Here is an 18,513-nt window from a genome sequence, read left to right on the forward strand (position 1 = left end):
TTTTACTGATTAAATGTTGATTGCAATTGCCTGAATAGCTCTTGCTGTTCCGGCGTCAGTTGTTCTGGTATCAATACCTGTATTTCCAACAGCAGGTCGCCGGTCTGTTCTGGCTTATTGTATACCGGCATTCCTTTTCCCCTGATGCGGAGGAGCTTACCGTTTTGTGTGCCGGTCGGTATTTTGATCTTCAATGTACCGGATAATGTGTTGACTTCCTGTTCGCCGCCCAACACGGCAGTAAACAGGTCAACCGGCACCGTTTGCCTGATGTGATCACCTTCGCGCCTATATACTGCATGTGGCAATACCTGTATGGTTATATACAAATCTCCGGCCTGTCCGCCATTTGCACCGGGTGCGCCTTTGCCTGCCAACCTGATCATCAGTCCACTGTAAGCGCCGGGCTTGAGGGTGATGCGCACTTTCTGTTCGTGCAGGGTAACAACGCGTGCCGTTCCATGAAATGCCTCTTCCATGCTAATCGTCATTTCTGACTGGTAGTCCTGGCCTTTGCGTTTGCGGCTTCCACGCTTTCCTCCTGAGGAGCCTGTCCTGTTGAAGAATTCACCAAAGATGTTGGAGAAGTCTTCGCCCTGTCCAAAGAACTGATTGGGATCGCCTTCGTATTGGTAGTATTGGCCGCCCGCATTGTTGTATTGGTGTGGCCCCTGCCCTGCTCCATTGAACTGGTTCCAGTTGGCGCCGTACTGATCGTATTTCTTTCGTTTCTCCGGGTCGCCTAATACTTCATAGGCTTCGTTGATCTCTTTGAACTTTTCTTCTGCTTCTTTATTGCCTGCGTTCTTATCGGGGTGGTATTTGACAGCCAGCTTGCGAAAAGCTTTTTTGATCTCTTCGTCTGTTGCTTGTTTCTTTACTCCCAGTATTGAATAATAGTCTTTAGCCACTGTTGTTATTTGTGTTATAGTAGTATAACAATTTACACAGGCTTTTAGTTATGGGCCTTTTCGGCCAGGTGTTTTTCTATTTCGGCCGACAGGGATTCGTAGCTGTAATCGCCCGCGTATTTGTGTCCATTAAAATAAAACGAAGGTGTTCCATTTACGCCGCTGCGTATACCGCTTTCAAAATCCGCCTCGACCTTTTGGCGCAATGCATCATCTGATATATCGTTATCGAATGCAGCGATATCGAGGCCGATTGCTTTTGCAAATTCGTGCAATATATTTTCTTTTCTGAGCCGGGATTGGTACTCAAATATCTGGCTGTGCATTTCCCAGAACTTTCCCTGCCTTCCTGCTGCTTCTGCGGCTATGGCCGCCGGTATTGCCATTTCATGTATGTTGGCCAACGGGAAGTTGCGCCAGGCAAACAGCATTTGTTTGCCGTATTTTTCTTCCAACTGTTTTACGATGGGATAGGCTGCTCCGCAATGGGGGCATTGAAAATCTCCATATTCTACTAATTGCAGGGTGGCGTGTGCATTTCCCAGTGTATGATCCTGCTGACTAAGCGGAGGGGTAAGTTTAGATGGCATGGTTAGTGGTTGTGGATTGTGTAATTGATTCCAAAGCTTCAATAATTCCATCAGCTCCCGGGTTAACAGATTTGGGAGAAAGATAGCTCCACTGTATAATGCCGTTGCCATCGATGACAAACAATGCACGTTCGCACTGACCATCTTTTTCGCTGTATACTCCGTACTTTTTGGCCACTTCTCCTTTAGGCTCAAAATCGGCCAGCAGGGGAAAATGGAGGGTGCGCTGTTCTGAATACGCCGCATGGCACCATTTACCATCTACTGAAATGCCTATCAGTTGTGCGTTGTACTTTTTAAAGAAACCCAGCATTTCATTGTACAGCGACATCTGGTCGCCACAAACAGGGCTCCAGTCGGCGGGATAGAAAGCAAGGATCACATTTTTACCTTTGAATTCTTCTAATGAACATTTCTGATCCGGCGTTGCGAATAATTCAAAACCCGGGGCTACATCATTCTTCTTTAGCATAACGTTATTTATTTAGTATGAATTGAACAACAAGCAGGTACGGCGGGCGGGATAGGGATCATCAGGTTTTCCTGAGGCTTCAAACTTCATGCCTCAGGGGTACAGAAACGTTTACAACAATCCATCGGCGATATTGTTATCTTTCCCACATATATCAAATACCATTATGGAACACAGACTATTAGGCAATTCAGGACTGCAGGTACCGGTTTTAAGTTTTGGTACTGCTACTTTCGGTGGTGTTGGCGATTTCTTCAAGGCCTGGGGAACTACTCAGCAGGAAGAGGCCAACCGTATGGTGAGGCTTTGCATGGAAGCAGGGGTTAATTTTTTTGATACGGCTAATGTGTATTCGAGGGGTGTGGCAGAAGAAATCCTTGGCAATGCCGTCAAGGGAATGCGCGACAAAGTATTGATCTCTACCAAGGCCACTTTTACGATGGGTGATGGCGCCAATGACTTCGGCTCTTCCCGCTTTCACCTCATCCGGTCGGTAGAGGATTCGCTTCGCCGCCTGCAAACTGACTATATCGATATTTATCACATGCATGGTTTCGATGGCAATACGCCCGTAGATGAAACTTTGCGCACACTGGATACACTGGTACAAAGTGGAAAGATCCGTTATATCGCCTGCTCCAACTTCTCAGGCTGGCACCTGATGAAATCGCTGTCCGTATCGGAAAGGTATGGCTGGACAAAATACATTGCTCACCAGGCGTACTACTCTTTGATCGATCGCGAGTTTGAATGGGAACTGATGCCGCTGGGCATCGATCAAAAGATCGGCACTATCGTGTGGAGCCCGCTGGCATCCGGACGCCTTGGTGGCAAATACCGTCGCAACCAGCCGCTGCCCAAAGAGAATCGCGTGCAGCAAGGTGGTGGTCATGGGCCAGCTCTGAATGAGGAGCTCCTGTACCAGATAATGGATGCCCTGGATGAGGTGGCTGCTGAAACCGGCAAGTCGGTAGCGCAGGTAGCTATCAACTGGTTACTGCAACGTCCTACTATTGCAAATATCATCATCGGTGCGCGCAATGAAGAGCAGCTGCAACAGAACCTTGGCGCCATTGGCTGGAATTTGACGACAGAGCAAGTGAAAAAGTTAGATGCTGCCAGTGATAGGGATCCTATCTATCCTTACTGGCACCAGCGTCAGAATGTGCGGTTGAACCCACTGCCGAAGTTTTATTAGAAGGCAACGAGGCATAATTCAGTTGGGGAAAGCTATTTTCGAAATCTACAGCTTCTTCGATGGTAGCCAGAGGCTACCAAATAGCCTCACTCGCCAGAGGCGAGCGAGTGTAAATACGAAAGCCGCTCCTTACGGAACGGCTTTTATTATTTATTACTCGCAGGCGAGTGATTATCCTATAGATTTTGCGACGCCGCGGAAGTAACCGATCGATTCGGCTAAGCCTGCCAGCGGATCGGTCATGTCTTTTTCGAACTCTACGCTGCAGATACCCTGGAATTTTATTTTGTGCAATGCTTTTACCAATGCCGGGAAGTCGATCACACCTCTGCCTACTTCAATGGCTTTACCATCTTTTGCTGCTACGCTCACATCTTTAATGTGCAGGTCGAATATCCTGTTTTTGTACAGCTTGATTGCTGCTGCAGGATCCTCGCCGGCCCTGATAGAATGGCCAATATCAATACAGATACCCATCTTTGGGTCACGGTCTTTGATCAGGTCGTATACGTTCTTAGGGCTGGGATATAATTTATCTTCTGGTCCGTGGTTGTGGATGGCCAATTTGATGCCGGATGATTTCACTACGCTTTCTGTGTAGTCGAGGAGCTCAGGATTGGGCACACCAACGATGAGTGGCACTCCTACCTTTTTGGCGTATGCGAAGGCTTCATCTACCGCTTCTTTGGACTTCATATATATAACACCTACCGCATATACGTTGATACCCGCATCGGCAAACTGCTTGAGAACGCTCTGGATCTTTTCATCATTGCTATTGAGGGGCAGGTGAAAGTCTTTTACGGAAATGTATTTCACATTCACCTTTTTCATCATAGCAATGGACTTTTCCAGGTCGAATTTGGCAAATGTGTACCCGGCAATACCTGTGAGTACGGGCGCTGGTTCTTTTTTAGCGGGTGCGGCATTGCCAACAAGGGGCAATGTAAATGTACCGGCGAGGCCTAAAGCTGACTGTTGCAGGAAGTTACGTCTTGATGTCATATAGCTTATTTATGCAATTGGTTGAAATAGGACCGGGAAGATACGACAAACGGGTTTGCGCCAAATCAAATTTTCTATTTACCTGTATTAAAATCGATTAGACTATTCTACTTGTTATTTATTTTAAGTACTTTTGTATCAACCCTCGTAATTATCTCCACTTCTTCCTGTGTAAGCTACCGTGTTCAATTTTCTATGTGTTAGCCACCGTTAGTTAACATTAGCTTCTCTCCACAACTGAACCTTATTGTCAGTAACCCTAAAACCTTTTTTGTATGGAGATGTACGTACTATTAAAAATTCTTGTGCTTATCGCCCTGGGCGGTTTATTTATGTTGATGTTCTTTGCCGAAAGGATCAGGCTGAACAGTAAAGAAAAAGGAGGACGGAATATCGTTATCCTCTTTGGCGTATGCCTTGCTGCTACGTTATTTTTCTCAGTAATTTCCATGATCCTGCTCAACGAGAGTATCTCTGCATCTTTGAACAATGACCTGATGCCTGTGGAGGCTCAAATCTTCCTCTACCTTGGTATCCTGTCATTCGTACCTGCTTTGATCGCTGCTCCAAAAGTGACGGCGCTCCTGTTAAGGAGAAAGCAAAAGCATGCCTGAGCAACTCACCCGTAATAAATATTGTATTTTTGGTATTGCCGCCCTTAACCCGCGGCTTTACCATGATCTTAAAATCATTGATAAAGCATAGGCTCATCATTTTATATGGTGTAGCATTGGCTGTTCTGCTGTTTTTATTGAAATGGCTGGAGCTTCGCTTTATCATCATGGATCATGCTTTTGAAGTATATGCCGGCGCCATTGCCGTCATCTTCACTGCGCTGGGCATCTGGCTGGCACTTAAGCTCACCAAACCCAAGATAACAACCGTCGTCGTAGAAAAGAAAATCTATATAGATAAGGAAGTACCGGCAGCTTCCAGCAACGGGTTTACGCTTGATGAACAGGCGCTCAGCAAATCCGGCATCAGCAAACGGGAGCTGGAAGTGCTGCAATTGATCGCCCAGGGGCTTAGCAACCAGGAAATCGCCGACCAACTATTCGTTTCTCTCAATACCGTAAAGACGCACTCTTCCAACCTGTTCCTTAAACTGGACGTAAAACGGCGGACTCAAGCCATTGAAAGGGCCAAGAAGCTGAGTATCATACCTTAAAAGTGCTCACCTGTTGGCATGAAACTGCCCTATCCCACTCAAAATCACTCCAAAGTATGAGGTTTGGTAGCGGATTATGCTTCAAATTTGCCGGGTAACCTTCAATCAAAACTTACATCGACATGAAAAAGATCGTTTTAGTCTTTGGCCTTATTGCCGGGCTCATTGTAACTGGTATGATGGTATATGGCACCCTCCAGATGAAGAATAATGAGAATTTCCAGGATAGCATGGTGCTGGGTTATACGACCATGGTGGTAGCCTTTTCGCTCATTTTTGTAGGTGTCAAGAACTTCCGGGATAAGCATAACAATGGTATCATTTCTTTTGGCAAAGCGTTCAGGATTGGATTATATATTACATTAATCGCTTCTACCATGTATGTGGGGGTATGGCTGATAGAATATTATTTCTTCTTTCCTGATTTTACAGAGAAATACGCAGCCTGTGTGATAAAGGATGCCAAAAACAGTGGGGCCACTCAAGTGGAATTGAATGCAAAGATGGCTGAAATGGCCCAGATGCAGGAAATATACAAGAACCCGCTATTCGTAATACTGTTCACCTACCTGGAAATATTTCCCGTTGGGTTTATCATCACATTGCTCTGCGCCTTTTTGCTGAAGAAAAAGCGTAAACCAGAAGATCAGTTCCTTACTGCTTAAAAGACAAGTGGTAAATGGCGAGTAGCGAGTGGGGCGCCTGGAATCGGGAGTAAATTTATAGGTAAACCGCTCATGCTACTCGCCATTTACTACTATCATTTCTGTTATTGTTCATATCCAATCTGCTATCAATTTACCACCTCTTTCATTGGATTAAATCCTTTTAATCTGCTTAGCAAGACGCCCACTTTACCATTCCTTTAAGAATCTCCGCGCGGCTTTTTCAATAATTTTGCTGTTCCCCTACGATCTGTTACAACCTTTCTATTAAAATTCATTTCTCCAATCCAACTGCAGGGAATTCCTTTTAATTACTAAAAAAACGCTTGTAATGAACAAAGTTTTGTTTTATCTCCGCAGGAGTATGATCCCTGTGATTGCAGTTGTATCGTCGGGAGTATTGTTTGCTGCTTGTTTAAAAGATAGTGATTATAATAACCCTGACATTCCTGCTGCAGGTTTGTTGTCTTTCAACCTGGCCCCGGATCAATCGGGCATGGTGATCAGGCTTTCGGGTAACAGTCTGACCAGGGAACCACTGTCGTACACCGGTTTTACCGGCAACTATCAGAACATTTATGTTGGCAACCGCAACATCGAGGCATTCAATTACAACAGTAATAACCGGCTTACTTCGAGCAGTTACAACTTTGAAACGGACAAGTATTATTCGCTGTTTGTAACTGGTAACAATGGAGCTTACCGCAACATTGTGGCAGTCGACAACTTTGATAGTTTGTCTGCCTCATCTGGTAAGGCTTATGTTCGCTACATCAATGCTATTACCGATTCAGTAAATGCTTCTACTGTTACTATTGCTGCTGGTGGCAGCAATGTCGTAAATGACAATGCTGCGTATGGTGCAGTGGGAGAATTTAAAGCTGTGACACCGGGTAGCATTACTATTGCTGTAAAGAATAACAATGGTGTTGATGCCAACCGTAGTATCACTATAGAGCAGAAGAAGGCTTATACCGTTCTGCTGATCGGTGTGCCTGGCGCTACTGACGAGGACAAGAAAGTGCAGATCAAGTTCATCAACAATGGAACTTTGGCTGATAGCACCGCGAACCAGTAACCCCCGCATAATAAGATCCAATATACGTCGAAGCCCTCCGCTGTGCGGAGGGCTTTTCAATTGCAAGTCAGAGGGTGAGCCGCCCCGGAGGGCGACCCACCCTTTGACTTGAAGGTGAACTGTTTACAATTCGTCAGTCAGTGACTGACGAATTCAACACATTAACCTCTATCCCAGAAGAAGGGTGGTTCGATGCCCAGTGAGCGGAGGTATACGTAGCCCTGGCCGCGGTGGTGGTTTTCGTTGTCCAGCCAATACAGTGTGCTGCTGTATACCGGTTGTTCGTATTGTCCCAGGGCAGCGTCTACTTCCTGCCAGCGGTCTGCTTCTATCTGTCTCCAGTATTCATTGAGGTATATGGTAGCCGCATCCCAAAGTTTCAGAATGCCTTCTTTGGTTTTGGGTTGTGTGTCGCCGGCGTAGAGGTCTTTCAACTCTTTCCACTCGCCGGTGGCGGTTCCATATATCCCTATAAATGTCAGTGTTATCAGTTCCATAGCCACGTCCGAAAAAGGACGCATGCCTCCGATGGAATAGTTGAATAGTTTGTCTTCGGGAAATGCTTCTATCACGCGCCGGGTGAGGCCACGGTGGCCTTGCCAGTGGGCTAATAATTGTTCGGGTGTAACGATTACTGTGGCAGTACTGATGGCATTTGCTTGCATATTGATTGAGTTTTGTTACCTCAAAGAAACATGGGGTCAGTGACAGCCCTATGTCAGCATTGACAAGCGTATTTAAAATAAATTTCAGAAAGTCTCATTTCTGCCTGCGGAGTAGGTTTGCGACCTAAGTTAATGCGGTAAGGAAGGAGCTTTTAGCACCAATTCTCCTTCGAGGTTGATCTGGGTGATGCTGTTGCGTTTTTCAATGGCTTCGAGCAGGAGGCGGGTAGCCAGGCGACCTATTTCGTGCAAGGGTTGTTTGATATAGGCAAAGGGGGCGTGGAAAAACTCCAACGCTTCTGTTTCATCGAAGTTGACGATCATGAGGTCGTCGGGAATCTTTATTGGCATACCGCTGATGCATTTCAATCCTGCGACAGCAATGTTATTGGCGCCGAACAACAAGGCATCCACCGGATCAGGGCCGGAAAGCAGCGTGTGTATTGCTTTCTCTACAGCTGCTTTTTCTACTTTGATGTTGACTTCTTTTACGAGACTCTTTGACGCCGGAAGTTTATGTTGTTTCAATGCGGCGGTGTAGCCTCTTTTGCGTTCCTGCAGGGTAAATACTTCGGTATCGTATGTGATCATGCCAATTCTTTTGCGACCGGCTTCGATCAGGTATTCTACGCCTTTGAACGCAGCTCCGTAATTGTCCAACGCTACGTGGTTGGTCTTGATCTCAGGAAAATAGCGGTCGACCAATACAAAGGGTATTTGTTGCTGCTGCAGGTACAGTACCTGGTGCTCAGCAAAGGCGGGCAGTGCAATAATGAGCCCATCCACCTGCCGATCTAAAAGGGTATCAATGAGCTTACCTGACTTGTTTGCATTTTCATCGGAGCTACTGAAGATCACTGTGTATTGGTGCTGTTCTGCTTCGTCTTCGATAATGCGTGCGAGGCCAGAGGAGAAAGGATTGGCAATGTCCGATACGATCAGGCCGATCGTGTAGGTTTTATTTGTCTTGAGGCTACGGGCTACCTGGTTGGTCCGGTAGTTCATTTCAGCGGCGGCATCGCGGATACGTTGTGCCAATTCCTTCGACACCCTGTTCTCCCGTTTGTTGTTCAATACATAGGAAACAAGGGCCGTAGAAACGCCCACTTTTTGGGCAATATCCTTTAAAGATACTTTCCGCTCCATAGCAGCTACTAAAATACGTTAAAGCTTTAACCAATCCGAATAACACAAAGATATGTTTATCAATCTTATAGACATATCAACTTTGTTAAAGGGTGATTAATAATCTTTTAATTAGCCGCTTAGTGGTTAAACGTTTAACCAGATAGTTGTAATTTTGTGGTGTCAAAATCACATTTAATGATAGCCTGTGCTTGCCAACCACTTTTACTGTGGGCAGGAACAGGTTATTAAAATTTAAAGCCAGTGTGTATGGAAACTGTAACTAATGTGGGGCTCATTGAATGTAATACGTCTATCGAGTCATTCAAAACGGAAACTCTTGGAGAAACTGGTGGGTTCCGCCTGAAGAAGGTGATGGTAACTAATGTGTCGGCCGAAATTACCAGGTTGCATTTTCCGCAATCTGAAATTGTGCAGGACAAACGCGCCATTATTGAAGATGCGAGTATAGATCTCATAGTAATATCCGGGGCTGCGAAAGGTGACCTTGATCTGGTGGCTGAAGTAGTGCAAGCAGGCAAGCACGTGCGGATCGTTTAGTGTGATGATGGTTTTGTGTGCCTGTGAGATGGAGATGTTATTACCTATGGGAACTGGGCCTAAGCTCACATGAGTCCCTCTACACGAATGCCTCGCCTCTGCGGGGCATTTTTTGTTTTGCCGGGAAGGCGTTAAGGCGGTAAAGGCCATTATTTTACGATCATTATTCTTAAACGCATTATATGAAGCAATCGAACTTTTTAAACACCCTGAAACCCGGCTTACTGACATTAACGCTTGGCGGCGTGGTAGTGGGTATGACGGAATTTATGATGATGGGTGTATTGCCTGATGTAGCAACTTCGCTGTCTATTTCCATTCCTTCAGCTGGCCACCTTATTTCTATTTATGCGTTGGGTGTAGTGATCGGTGCTCCTTTGATGACTGCGTTAACCGGCAAGTACCCACCGCGTCTTGTTCTTATGTCGATGATGGGCATGTTTGCGTTGTTCAATACTTTGTTTGCGCTGTCGCCCAGTTATCCTTTACTGCTTGTATCGCGTTTATTTGCCGGACTGCCTCATGGGGCTTTCTTTGGTATGGGCGCTGTAGCAGCCAGCAGGATGGCAGCGCCTGGCAGGGAAGCGAGAGCCGTATCGATGATGTTTGCTGGTCTTACCATCGCCAATATTGCCGGTGTACCGCTGGGTACGTGGATGTCGCACGCGATTGGCTGGCGGTATGCTTTTGGCGCCATTGCCGTGATCGCCGTGGTGGCAGCACTGAGTATCAGGAAATGGATGCCTGATCTTGCTCCAGCGCCCGATGCAGGTTTTGGAAAAAGTATCAAGGTGTTCAAACAGATAGATATCTGGCTTATCATTGGTATTTCCAGTATTGGCACCGGTGGCCTTTTTGCGTGGATCAGTTATATCGCTCCGCTGATGACCAATGTAGCCGGATTCAGCAGTGGCAGTATCAGTAGTATCATGATCGTTGCCGGCCTGGGTATGGCATTCGGGAATTTTGTAGGTGGCAGACTTGCCGACCGGTTCTCTCCACTGAAAACAACAGGCTCTTTGTTGCTGGCTATGATCGGCGCTTTGATCATCGTCTCGTTTACCAGTTATTATAAAGTGCCGGCGATTGGTATGACCTTCATTACCGGCGCGATCGCTTTTGCAGTTATTGCTCCTATGCAAATGCTCATGATCAACGCTGCCAAGGGAGCTGAAATGCTCGCTTCTTCGGCGCTGCAAGCCAGTGCCAATATGGGTAATGCGCTGGGCGCTTACCTGGGTGGATTGCCTATTGCAGCTGGCTTTGGCTATACTTCTCCTGAATATGTAGGTGCAGGTCTTGCACTCACTGGTTTTATTCTTTGTATAGTGCTTGCCAAACAGAGAAAGAGCCCCTCTCCTCTCTCCCATCCGGAAGGTAAAGTGGTTGCTCATTCTCCATTGAAAGAAACCTGTTACGAAAACAATGTTTCTTAGCGGGGTCACAAGTACGCATCCGCACAGGGGCCTAGCTGCATACTTGCGCCAGATTCTTGCCAGTTTTTATTTCTTAATTGTGTAATAGCATCGTTGGCTATACTGTAGCCATCGTTACATGCTTATAAATATTCTTCAACTGCAGGGTGTGCCTGCGGGCATGGCAAATGCCAAAGCTTATCCATTCCCAACGTGTAAGTTCTCCAACACCTGGAAAGGCAAAGTCTGTACAAGTTAGCGTGAGGTCCATCGTACGGGCCTTCATGGCTATTTCGTCCAGGCAAGCTCTGAAGCTGTTCAGCATTTCATTCCTATCGTGTGGTCCATCTGATGGAAGAATAAAGTCGGGTGATTTCATTTTGGTATCGAAGTCCAGGAAAATGGATTCTATCGTTATCACATGATCATCTGCTTTTCTTTCTGTTGTTGGTTTGGTATTTCCATTCATCAGTTGTGGTATTCCTTCTATTGACTTCAATAAATGCTCCGATACCTGTCCGGCTGTCCAGCTTCCTGCAAATGGCAGTTTATTGAATTGTTGCTGACTAAAGCCTGCAATGATCTGCAAGAGCTCACGGGCCGTGATGTCTAATTCCTTCAATAACTTGTTCAGATCGTTGATGGGCAGGTCGATGTAGTTTACTGGCATATACTTTGTTTTTTCCATGAATTTGATGGTGTAAACTTACCCGCTATTCTTGTTTTGGGGCGTGTGCCGTTACGACAAATAAGCGGGGGAAATGCGGCTTTTTTTGGAGTTCAGAGTCATGAGTCGAGAGTTCATAGTTCGGACCTAACCGTCTCAAGTCGCATCTCGCCCTTGTAGCACACCTTCCTCAGTACAACTACTCACTTCCTTTAGTGGTGCAGGTACGATAATTGTGCCACTGATAACTACACTAAATATCATATTATCATGAGACAACATAATAATGGCCGTGCTACTGAAGAAAAGTTCCGCGAGCCGGAAAATAAAGACAAGCAGGGTGTAGATAAAGCTCCGGGTGAAGAAAAAGGTAAAGGTGAAAAAGTAACCGAGAAAGACCTAAAAGGTAAGAAGGTAGATGCAGACCCGGAAAAGAAAGAGGACCAGCCTACTCAGTGATCTGAAACATAAGTTACAGCACAGGGTGAGCCACCCATTGAGGGCGACCCACCCTGTGCTGCTGGCATGTGATTTAAGCTGTTATTTATAAATCTTTCCTTTATGGCTTTAGCTACTTACCGGAAGAAGCGCTCGTTCAATAAAACGCCGGAACCTACTGGCGGAAAGGCTACGGGCAAGGCTTTGCGTTTTGTGATCCAGAAGCATGATGCCACCCGTTTGCATTATGATTTCAGATTGGAAATGGAGGGTGTGCTTAAGAGCTGGGCTGTGCCCAAAGGACCATCGCTGAACCCGGAAGATAAGAGGCTGGCCATGATGGTGGAGGACCATCCTTATGATTACCGCACTTTTGAAGGGATTATTCCTGAAGGAAATTATGGCGCCGGCACTGTGATCGTGTGGGATGAAGGCACTTATGAACCTTTGGAACCGAGTGGTGATAAGAAGCAGGATGAGAAAGTGCTGCTGAAACAACTGAAGTCCGGCTCTCTCAAATTCAGTCTCCATGGGCAAAAGCTACAGGGAGAGTTTGCCCTCGTGAAGCTGAAGAATGCTGAAAACAATGCCTGGCTGCTGATCAAGCACCGGGATAAATATGCAAAATCTACTGATGTAACCCGCAAGGTCCGTTCTGTGGTATCTGATAAAACGCTGGAAGAGGTGACCAAGACAAGTCATCATATATATGGTGAACCTAATGGTACTTCCAAGGCTTCATCTCCTACAAAAGCAAAAAAGAAGGCTTCTTCCAAGAAAGCAGCCACTAAAAAAGCTGCTAAAAAGACCGCCCGTAAAGCTGCCACATCCCTTAAGAAAGCAACTCCCCGTAAGACTGCGGCATCAAAAAAAAAATCGTTAGCCGCTCTGGAGAAAGCGCCTAAAGCCCCCTTCCCCAAACATATCAGTCCTATGCTGGGCACGCTGGTGAGTGAGCCTTTCGACCAGCCGGGCTGGTTGTATGAGATAAAGTGGGACGGCTACCGTTCTATTGCTCTTTCTCATAATGGGAAAGTGGAGTTGTTGTCACGGAATAATAAGCCGTTCAATGAGAAGTTCTATCCTGTATACCAAGCCATGCTTGACTGGAACATCAATGCAGTTATCGATGGAGAGATCTGTGTGGTGAATGATAAAGGGATCGCGCATTTTGGTTCTTTGCAGAACTGGCGCAGTGAGGCTGATGGCGAGCTTGTGTATTATGTATTCGATATTCTGTGGCTGGATGGTCACGATCTTACTGCATTACCGCTGGTGGAGCGGCGGGCCCTCTTACGTCCGCTGGTACCTACCTCTGGTATTATTCGCTATAGCGAAGCGTTTGAAAGTTCTGCCACTGAATTCCTGTCGGTGGCTGCAGAGATGGGCATGGAGGGTATTATGGCCAAGAAGGCTGATAGTATCTATGTGCCCGGTGAGCGTACCCGCGACTGGCTAAAATTGAAAGCCAATAAAAGGCATGAGGTAGTCATTGGCGGCTTTACGCAAAATGACGACTCACCCAAGTTATTCAGCTCTTTGCTCGTAGGTGTGTATGATGGTAAACGGCTGAATTACACTGGCAAGATCGGTACCGGTTTCAATGATAAGATGCAACGGGAGATGATGCGGCTTTTCAAGCCTCTTATTACTACCAAATGTCCTTTTACCGAACTGCCGGATGTAAATAAGCCTTCGCGCTTCCGGCCTAATCCTCCTCATGCGAAGGTAACCTGGCTAAAACCAAAGCTGGTGTGCGAAGTGAGTTATGCTGAAATGACCGACGATGGTGTGATGCGTCATCCCAGTTTTGAAGGGATGCGGGAAGACAAAAAGGCAAGTTCTGTAGTGGCTGAGACCGCTGTAGAAGTAAAGGCAGTAACCAAAAGGGCGAAGAAAAATCCTGCTGCCAAGTTGCTCAGGAAGGGCGGTAAACAGGAAAGGAAGACGCTGTTAAACCCCTCTGAAGCAACACAGGTAAGGTCTATCAATGGGCATGAACTTTCTTTCTCCAATCTCAATAAAGTGTTCTGGCCAAAGGAGAAATACACCAAACGCGACATGCTGAACTATTACTATCAGGTGGCACCGTACATCCTTCCCTACCTTGTAGACCGGCCTCAATCGCTGAACAGGTATCCTAATGGCATTAATGGCAAAAGCTTTTATCAAAAGGATATAACAGGTAAAGCGCCTGACTGGATCAAGCAATTTCCTTATACGACCGGTGAGGGAGAAGACAAAAACTTCATGGTGCCCACCAATGAAGCTGGCCTATTGTGGATGGCCAACCTGGGTGCTATCGAGATGAACCCCTGGAACAGTACTATTCACAAACCGGACCATCCCGACTGGTGCTGCCTCGATCTTGACCCTGACAAGGGGAATACTTTCGAGCAGGTGATCAAAACAGCACAGACCGTAAAGCAGGTGCTGGATGAGCTGGGCGTTTCCGGGTATCCAAAGACTTCAGGTTCCACTGGTATTCACGTATATATTCCCCTGGGGGCTAAGTATACTTATGACGAATGCCAGCTATTTGGCAAGCTCATTGCTACCCGTGTACACGAGCTATTACCATCGTTCACCAGCATAGAAAGGCTTACCAAAAACAGGAAGGGAAAGCTGTATATCGACTATCTTCAAAATCGCCCGAAAGCCACGCTGGCAGCGGCTTACTCACTACGCCCGAAACCTGGCGCCACGGTATCTATGCCACTCGATTGGACCGAAGTTAAGAGGGGTTTAAAGCTTACCGACTTCACCATAAAGAATGCCTTAGCACGTATCACTCAAATGGGTGATATCTTCAAACCAGTATTGGGCAGAGGAGTTAATATAGGGAGAGCTCTTAAGCAATTGGAGGGTATAAAGACATCGAGGTAATGAGGCAAAAAGCGACTTTCCCTTGGAGAAATGGCATTTTCCCAATGAAGTTTATTCACAGAACGTGTATAACTCTCAGAGGGCATTCTTGACTGATATGCTCTAATCTTACTATATTACTTCATTATTTTTGGGAGGAAAGATTAACGTCCTGTCTAATGCAGGAATAAGATCCCTTCCTTCCGGCATTAGACATCATCATCAATCGTAAAAACCAGAACAAAATGGCAACAAAAAAAGCGCCCAAAAAAGCAGCTAAAAAAGCAGCACCAAAAAAGGCCGCTAAGAAAGCAGCTCCTAAAAAATCAGCTCCAAAGAAAGCAGTAAAAAAAGCGGCTCCCAAAGCAGCTAAGAAAAAATCAGCCAGGAAGCCTAATGCAGCCTTCATGGCACCTCTCACGCCCAGCGCTACACTCGCTGAAGTGATCGGTAGCAAACCAATCCCAAGAACAGAGATCGTTAAAAAGATCTGGGATTACATCAAGAAGAATGGCCTGCAAGACAAGAAGAACAGAAGAAACATCAATGCAGATTCCAAGCTGAAACCAATCTTTGGCAAAGACCAGATCACTATGTTTGAACTGGCAAAGGTTGTTAACAAGCATGTAAAATAGTTTGTCCTTCAGGTCTTACTAACCCTTTGCCGGGCTACCTGATAACCCGGCAAAGTTTTTCTCCTCTCCTACTTCCTCTTCCGATAAGCAATATTATTATTTACTGCACTGGTATTCTATTTCCAACGTATCGTACCTGTTACCAAATATCAGCGCATCTTTAGATATCATCTTTACCGGTAGCCCCCAATCATTATAGGCCGTGATCTCATTGTTTGGATACAATGGATTGCCGAAATACAATGGGTTGTTCACACTATAATCCCAATGTATAAATGACCATACAGGATTGGTGCGATAGGGATTTACTTTATCATCGTATGTTGCCCACTCTGTGACGCGGTTACCTGCTGCATCGTAGGTATAATTGGTCGTGTAAACTTCTCCATCAGAGAACAACTGGTTAGTCTTGTATATCCTGCCCTTGTTGTCCAGGTAATGCACGTATACATTGTATTGAATGGCGGTGGCAGCATTGGGAGGGATGACATCGGTTATGAGGCCGGAATAGTAAAAGGCTGTATCTACAATGCGCTGCTGATCGGGATAGGAATAACGGTTCCATTGCATAACTCCTGGTCCGCCATGCAGGTTCATGATGTGATCGGAAAGCCTGTTCTTTTTGTCGTACCGATAGCGGTAATCCCACAATAATCCTGCTCCATTGTTACCGTCAATCAGCAGGGAAACGGGATTTCCTGCTGTATTGTAGACGACTTTGGTTTCGGAGTAGCCACTTTGATTGCGCCATTTCAGCTTCATTACTTTGCAATACTTTTTAGCTTCGCCGGGATTGTCTTTGATGTAATCGAATAGTTTCTGGCAACCGGGCAAGAGAGAGAATGCTACTACGGCAAGAATCGTCAGGCGTGATGCTGTTTTCATAACTTGATAAAGTTTGTGTTTTAAATAAAGGTTGATATCTGTAAGGTTCGGGCAATAGCAAGCCATCACCTTACAGGTTTATGAAATACATAATAGGGATATTGTGGTATGGAAGATATTGGGCGGGATGCCGGAATGTGATAGTGCAGATTAACGGGACTGATTAAGCGGGTGCGGTAATATCGTAATAAAATTAGTAGTTATTTCAATATCAACTGACGTACAAATACGGTTTTTGATTTTCCTCATTTACATTTAATGGTATAAACGCTAAACAGGTGATGCCTTTCGAAAAGACATCACCTGCTTAATATAGATGTTTGTACATTAAGATCACCAAACCCGCTACAGTGGTAGCATTGGCATGGGTGTACGGTCGTAATAGCTGGTTACGCGATCGAAGTAATCATGATCATTGGTATCGGGCCAATGGTCCTTATCGAATCCGGGTGATTCTTTCAGGTAATCTTTATCCCGGTTCAATACGAATACTTCTTTGGCGTGGTTCAACCTTAATTCCTTGAAAGGGATGGCAAACAGTTTTCCGCCTAACCCCAAGAAGGAGCCACTTTGTAAGACCGCATATTCCACTTCGCCTGTATGTAGATTGATCATCAGGTCTTCTATTTTACCCAAGTCATCTCCATTGGGATTTTCAACTCTGTCGCCTGTGATAGAACGAGCTGTCAATCGCCTAACGGGATTATTAGCATCCGGGCCTTCATGGTTTACTCCCGTTTGGTTGTCGGCTTCGTAATTCTTATTATACGTTTCCATGATAATCCTCCTTTTTAAGTCTTAAAATCATAGATGGTATAAATGCCGTGCCAGGCAGCGTGTATTGCACTCCCCTTATTGTACCATTACTTCAGCAATTTTGCTTTCTATAAGGGATTGGTTGAAGCCATGAAATACATGGGTCACCTTACTGTTTTTATCCAATAATATAGAAGAGGGGCAACCAGAGAGTCCCAACTGATCAAAAAGGGTTTGTCCCTTGAATAACATGTAATAGTTTGGCTGGTATTTGTTGTAGAAGAACTTCATATCGTCTACTCCATCTTCGATGTTGATGGTGATCAGCTGAAAGCCATCTTTACCAAACTTTTGCTGCAGGGTATTGTAGTGTGGCATGGCCTGCATGCAGGGACCGCAGGATTTGAACCAAAAGTCGAGCAAGATCACTTTGCCTGCGAATTGCTGTAGTGATGTGCTGTCGATCGCTTCAGCTGTATAACGTGGCAGGGTGAAGTTGTTTACCAGGGCACCTGCTTTTACAATGGGTTTTCGCTCTTTGGCCTTGAATGGGCTGTAGCGGGCTGCATAGGTTGCATATAACCAGGAATCATCTTTGGGGCTGGCAGGGTTGGCATCGATCGACTTATAGGTGACAGTAATAAAATCGCGGTCGTCGGTACCACGCACTATTTTGGCAACGTATTGATAAGGCAACTCTGTTTTAGGGTCAATCAGCAGGTAATAGGGTCTTTTGAAGTTGGCGTCTGCAGGCAATTGTTGTATACCATTGAGCCCACCGAAGTAGCGGCCTGGCGCTTCTATCCTGACGGACAGGAAACGCCGCCCTTGCAGGATGGTGTCGCTGATCGTTTTTTGAATGTTATCTGTCTGAATGATCAGGGGCAGGATATTGCGCAGCGTGGCCAGGGAATGATAAAGAAAGGTATTGCTTTCAAGGGCCGAGACAGCTTTAACGGTAGCTGTATCGATCGTCATGCTATTATCATCCAGGCGTAATGTGCGGGCACCATCGTAGATAAAACGGGCAGCAGGACGAGTTGCCTGAAAACGCAGGCCGCCGATATTACGGGGCTCATACCAGATATAGACGGCAGCGCTGTCCATGTTGTGGTAGTTGTCTTCATAATAACGCATTTCCCGGGTATAGCGGTAACTAACCGACTCCATGTTGTTGAGCTTGTTGAGGGTTCTCTGCAATACTTCTACTGCTTTGTTTTCGTCTTTACCGGATTGCGCCTGCATGTCAATGCAGAGCAGGAGCAGACAGAAAAGGGGGCTATATTTCATATTTTAAATGGTTATTGGGACAAACCTATAGCCTGTATTATGATTTATGTAACCGCTTCGACAAGGGATGTCCAAAAAACGATCAACCCTTTGGTTGGAAAGTGTTAGTCGAAATAAAAGGGGT

At 45.8% G+C, this 18,513-nt stretch carries 20 protein-coding genes; 10 read left to right on the forward strand and 10 right to left on the reverse strand.

The genetic code is table 11. The features are described 5' to 3' along the window. Nucleotides 1-2: 2 nt before the first annotated feature. The 3 genes from AC5JBY_RS32445 to AC5JBY_RS32455 are packed head-to-tail and all read right to left on the reverse strand — an operon-like array spanning nt 3 to nt 1,973. On the reverse strand, nt 3-911 hold the full coding sequence (locus AC5JBY_RS32445; protein WP_495908870.1) for a DnaJ C-terminal domain-containing protein: 909 nt from the start codon (nt 909-911) through the stop codon (nt 3-5). Between the two features lie 44 nt (nt 912-955). Continuing rightward, nucleotides 956-1,501, reverse strand: a complete 546-nt coding sequence (locus AC5JBY_RS32450) for a DsbA family protein (RefSeq protein WP_495908871.1) — start codon at nt 1,499-1,501, stop codon at nt 956-958. Then, entirely contained in the window at nt 1,491-1,973 is a 483-nt protein-coding gene (locus AC5JBY_RS32455; protein WP_495908872.1) for a redoxin domain-containing protein, read from the reverse strand. Before AC5JBY_RS32455 ends, AC5JBY_RS32450 begins: the two co-directional genes overlap by 11 nt. 166 nt (nt 1,974-2,139) lie before the next feature. Between AC5JBY_RS32455 and AC5JBY_RS32460 the strand changes: the two genes are divergently transcribed. Continuing rightward, nucleotides 2,140-3,171 carry an aldo/keto reductase gene (locus AC5JBY_RS32460; RefSeq protein ID WP_495908873.1) on the forward strand — a complete coding sequence of 344 codons (1,032 nt, stop codon included), beginning with the start codon at nt 2,140-2,142 and terminating at the stop codon, nt 3,169-3,171. A 171-nt stretch (nt 3,172-3,342) separates the two neighbouring features. Here the strand turns inward: AC5JBY_RS32460 and AC5JBY_RS32465 are convergent, their stop codons facing one another. Continuing rightward, nucleotides 3,343-4,176, reverse strand: coding sequence for a sugar phosphate isomerase/epimerase family protein (locus AC5JBY_RS32465; protein ID WP_495908874.1), 834 nt, complete (start codon nt 4,174-4,176; stop codon nt 3,343-3,345). A 275-nt stretch (nt 4,177-4,451) separates the two neighbouring features. Between AC5JBY_RS32465 and AC5JBY_RS32470 the strand changes: the two genes are divergently transcribed. From AC5JBY_RS32470 to AC5JBY_RS32485, 4 genes are all read left to right on the forward strand, one after another. Beyond that, nucleotides 4,452-4,790 carry a hypothetical protein gene (locus AC5JBY_RS32470; RefSeq protein WP_495908875.1) on the forward strand — a complete coding sequence of 113 codons (339 nt, stop codon included), beginning with the start codon at nt 4,452-4,454 and terminating at the stop codon, nt 4,788-4,790. A 62-nt stretch (nt 4,791-4,852) separates the two neighbouring features. Then, the gene (locus AC5JBY_RS32475; protein WP_495908876.1) at nt 4,853-5,344 is read left to right on the forward strand and encodes a response regulator transcription factor; all 492 of its coding nucleotides are present in this window, start codon (nt 4,853-4,855) and stop codon (nt 5,342-5,344) included. 122 nt (nt 5,345-5,466) lie between these two features. Next, nucleotides 5,467-6,009, forward strand: coding sequence for a DUF4199 domain-containing protein (locus tag AC5JBY_RS32480; RefSeq protein WP_495908877.1), 543 nt, complete (start codon nt 5,467-5,469; stop codon nt 6,007-6,009). Between the two features lie 331 nt (nt 6,010-6,340). Next, on the forward strand, nt 6,341-7,087 hold the full coding sequence (locus AC5JBY_RS32485; RefSeq protein WP_495908878.1) for a DUF4397 domain-containing protein: 747 nt from the start codon (nt 6,341-6,343) through the stop codon (nt 7,085-7,087). A gap of 161 nt (nt 7,088-7,248) precedes the next feature. Here the strand turns inward: AC5JBY_RS32485 and AC5JBY_RS32490 are convergent, their stop codons facing one another. Together AC5JBY_RS32490 and AC5JBY_RS32495 are read right to left on the reverse strand one after the other, a co-directional pair. Continuing rightward, nucleotides 7,249-7,752, reverse strand: coding sequence for a DinB family protein (locus AC5JBY_RS32490; protein WP_495908879.1), 504 nt, complete (start codon nt 7,750-7,752; stop codon nt 7,249-7,251). A 129-nt stretch (nt 7,753-7,881) separates the two neighbouring features. Further along, nucleotides 7,882-8,898 (reverse strand): LacI family DNA-binding transcriptional regulator, encoded by a 1,017-nt coding sequence (locus AC5JBY_RS32495; RefSeq protein WP_495908880.1) that lies wholly within the window; start codon nt 8,896-8,898, stop codon nt 7,882-7,884. A 249-nt stretch (nt 8,899-9,147) separates the two neighbouring features. Between AC5JBY_RS32495 and AC5JBY_RS32500 the strand changes: the two genes are divergently transcribed. Together AC5JBY_RS32500 and AC5JBY_RS32505 are read left to right on the forward strand one after the other, a co-directional pair. Next, nucleotides 9,148-9,438, forward strand: coding sequence for a hypothetical protein (locus AC5JBY_RS32500; protein ID WP_495908881.1), 291 nt, complete (start codon nt 9,148-9,150; stop codon nt 9,436-9,438). A 182-nt stretch (nt 9,439-9,620) separates the two neighbouring features. Then, a complete protein-coding gene (locus AC5JBY_RS32505) occupies nt 9,621-10,874 on the forward strand; it encodes an MFS transporter (protein ID WP_495908882.1) in 1,254 nt (417 codons plus the stop codon). 97 nt (nt 10,875-10,971) lie between these two features. Here AC5JBY_RS32505 and AC5JBY_RS32510 read toward each other — a convergent pair whose 3' ends face one another. Next, nucleotides 10,972-11,523 carry a DinB family protein gene (locus AC5JBY_RS32510; protein ID WP_495908883.1) on the reverse strand — a complete coding sequence of 184 codons (552 nt, stop codon included), beginning with the start codon at nt 11,521-11,523 and terminating at the stop codon, nt 10,972-10,974. 267 nt (nt 11,524-11,790) lie between these two features. Between AC5JBY_RS32510 and AC5JBY_RS32515 the strand changes: the two genes are divergently transcribed. The 3 genes from AC5JBY_RS32515 to AC5JBY_RS32525 all read left to right on the forward strand — a co-directional run bounded on the left by AC5JBY_RS32515 (nt 11,791) and on the right by AC5JBY_RS32525 (nt 15,458). Next, nucleotides 11,791-11,979: a hypothetical protein gene (locus tag AC5JBY_RS32515; protein WP_495908884.1), complete on the forward strand. Its 189-nt coding sequence runs from the start codon at nt 11,791-11,793 to the stop codon at nt 11,977-11,979. A 102-nt stretch (nt 11,980-12,081) separates the two neighbouring features. Then, a complete protein-coding gene (ligD, locus tag AC5JBY_RS32520; protein ID WP_495908885.1) occupies nt 12,082-14,844 on the forward strand; it encodes a DNA ligase D in 2,763 nt (920 codons plus the stop codon). Between the two features lie 224 nt (nt 14,845-15,068). After that, on the forward strand, nt 15,069-15,458 hold the full coding sequence (locus tag AC5JBY_RS32525) for an SWIB/MDM2 domain-containing protein (protein WP_495908886.1): 390 nt from the start codon (nt 15,069-15,071) through the stop codon (nt 15,456-15,458). Nucleotides 15,459-15,554: 96 nt separating this feature from the next. On the opposite strand, the gene AC5JBY_RS32530 is transcribed toward AC5JBY_RS32525, so the two are convergent. The 3 genes from AC5JBY_RS32530 to AC5JBY_RS32540 all read right to left on the reverse strand — a co-directional run bounded on the left by AC5JBY_RS32530 (nt 15,555) and on the right by AC5JBY_RS32540 (nt 18,389). Further along, nucleotides 15,555-16,343: a hypothetical protein gene (locus tag AC5JBY_RS32530; protein ID WP_495908887.1), complete on the reverse strand. Its 789-nt coding sequence runs from the start codon at nt 16,341-16,343 to the stop codon at nt 15,555-15,557. Between the two features lie 345 nt (nt 16,344-16,688). Continuing rightward, nucleotides 16,689-17,120, reverse strand: a complete 432-nt coding sequence (locus tag AC5JBY_RS32535) for a PRC-barrel domain-containing protein (protein ID WP_495908888.1) — start codon at nt 17,118-17,120, stop codon at nt 16,689-16,691. A 75-nt stretch (nt 17,121-17,195) separates the two neighbouring features. Continuing rightward, the gene (locus tag AC5JBY_RS32540; RefSeq protein WP_495908889.1) at nt 17,196-18,389 is read right to left on the reverse strand and encodes a TlpA family protein disulfide reductase; all 1,194 of its coding nucleotides are present in this window, start codon (nt 18,387-18,389) and stop codon (nt 17,196-17,198) included. Nucleotides 18,390-18,513 lie beyond the last annotated feature (124 nt).

This window comes from Paraflavitalea sp. (assembly GCF_059502485.1).

Excerpts from the sequence above, each read along its gene's own strand:
- AC5JBY_RS32505 (WP_495908882.1), top strand. The coding sequence starts at position 9,621 with ATGAAGCAATCGAACTTTTTAAACACCCTGAAACCCGGCTTACTGACA.
- AC5JBY_RS32460 (WP_495908873.1), top strand. The coding sequence starts at position 2,140 with ATGGAACACAGACTATTAGGCAATTCAGGACTGCAGGTACCGGTTTTA.
- AC5JBY_RS32540 (WP_495908889.1), bottom strand. The coding sequence starts at position 18,389 with ATGAAATATAGCCCCCTTTTCTGTCTGCTCCTGCTCTGCATTGACATG.
- AC5JBY_RS32480 (WP_495908877.1), top strand. The coding sequence starts at position 5,467 with ATGAAAAAGATCGTTTTAGTCTTTGGCCTTATTGCCGGGCTCATTGTA.
- AC5JBY_RS32485 (WP_495908878.1), top strand. The coding sequence starts at position 6,341 with ATGAACAAAGTTTTGTTTTATCTCCGCAGGAGTATGATCCCTGTGATT.
- AC5JBY_RS32470 (WP_495908875.1), top strand. The coding sequence starts at position 4,452 with ATGGAGATGTACGTACTATTAAAAATTCTTGTGCTTATCGCCCTGGGC.
- ligD (WP_495908885.1), top strand. The coding sequence starts at position 12,082 with ATGGCTTTAGCTACTTACCGGAAGAAGCGCTCGTTCAATAAAACGCCG.
- AC5JBY_RS32495 (WP_495908880.1), bottom strand. The coding sequence starts at position 8,898 with ATGGAGCGGAAAGTATCTTTAAAGGATATTGCCCAAAAAGTGGGCGTT.
- AC5JBY_RS32475 (WP_495908876.1), top strand. The coding sequence starts at position 4,853 with ATGATCTTAAAATCATTGATAAAGCATAGGCTCATCATTTTATATGGT.
- AC5JBY_RS32450 (WP_495908871.1), bottom strand. The coding sequence starts at position 1,501 with ATGCCATCTAAACTTACCCCTCCGCTTAGTCAGCAGGATCATACACTG.
- AC5JBY_RS32510 (WP_495908883.1), bottom strand. The coding sequence starts at position 11,523 with ATGCCAGTAAACTACATCGACCTGCCCATCAACGATCTGAACAAGTTA.
- AC5JBY_RS32500 (WP_495908881.1), top strand. The coding sequence starts at position 9,148 with ATGGAAACTGTAACTAATGTGGGGCTCATTGAATGTAATACGTCTATC.
- AC5JBY_RS32455 (WP_495908872.1), bottom strand. The coding sequence starts at position 1,973 with ATGCTAAAGAAGAATGATGTAGCCCCGGGTTTTGAATTATTCGCAACG.
- AC5JBY_RS32490 (WP_495908879.1), bottom strand. The coding sequence starts at position 7,752 with ATGCAAGCAAATGCCATCAGTACTGCCACAGTAATCGTTACACCCGAA.
- AC5JBY_RS32465 (WP_495908874.1), bottom strand. The coding sequence starts at position 4,176 with ATGACATCAAGACGTAACTTCCTGCAACAGTCAGCTTTAGGCCTCGCC.
- AC5JBY_RS32530 (WP_495908887.1), bottom strand. The coding sequence starts at position 16,343 with ATGAAAACAGCATCACGCCTGACGATTCTTGCCGTAGTAGCATTCTCT.
- AC5JBY_RS32535 (WP_495908888.1), bottom strand. The coding sequence starts at position 17,120 with ATGGAAACGTATAATAAGAATTACGAAGCCGACAACCAAACGGGAGTA.
- AC5JBY_RS32525 (WP_495908886.1), top strand. The coding sequence starts at position 15,069 with ATGGCAACAAAAAAAGCGCCCAAAAAAGCAGCTAAAAAAGCAGCACCA.
- AC5JBY_RS32515 (WP_495908884.1), top strand. The coding sequence starts at position 11,791 with ATGAGACAACATAATAATGGCCGTGCTACTGAAGAAAAGTTCCGCGAG.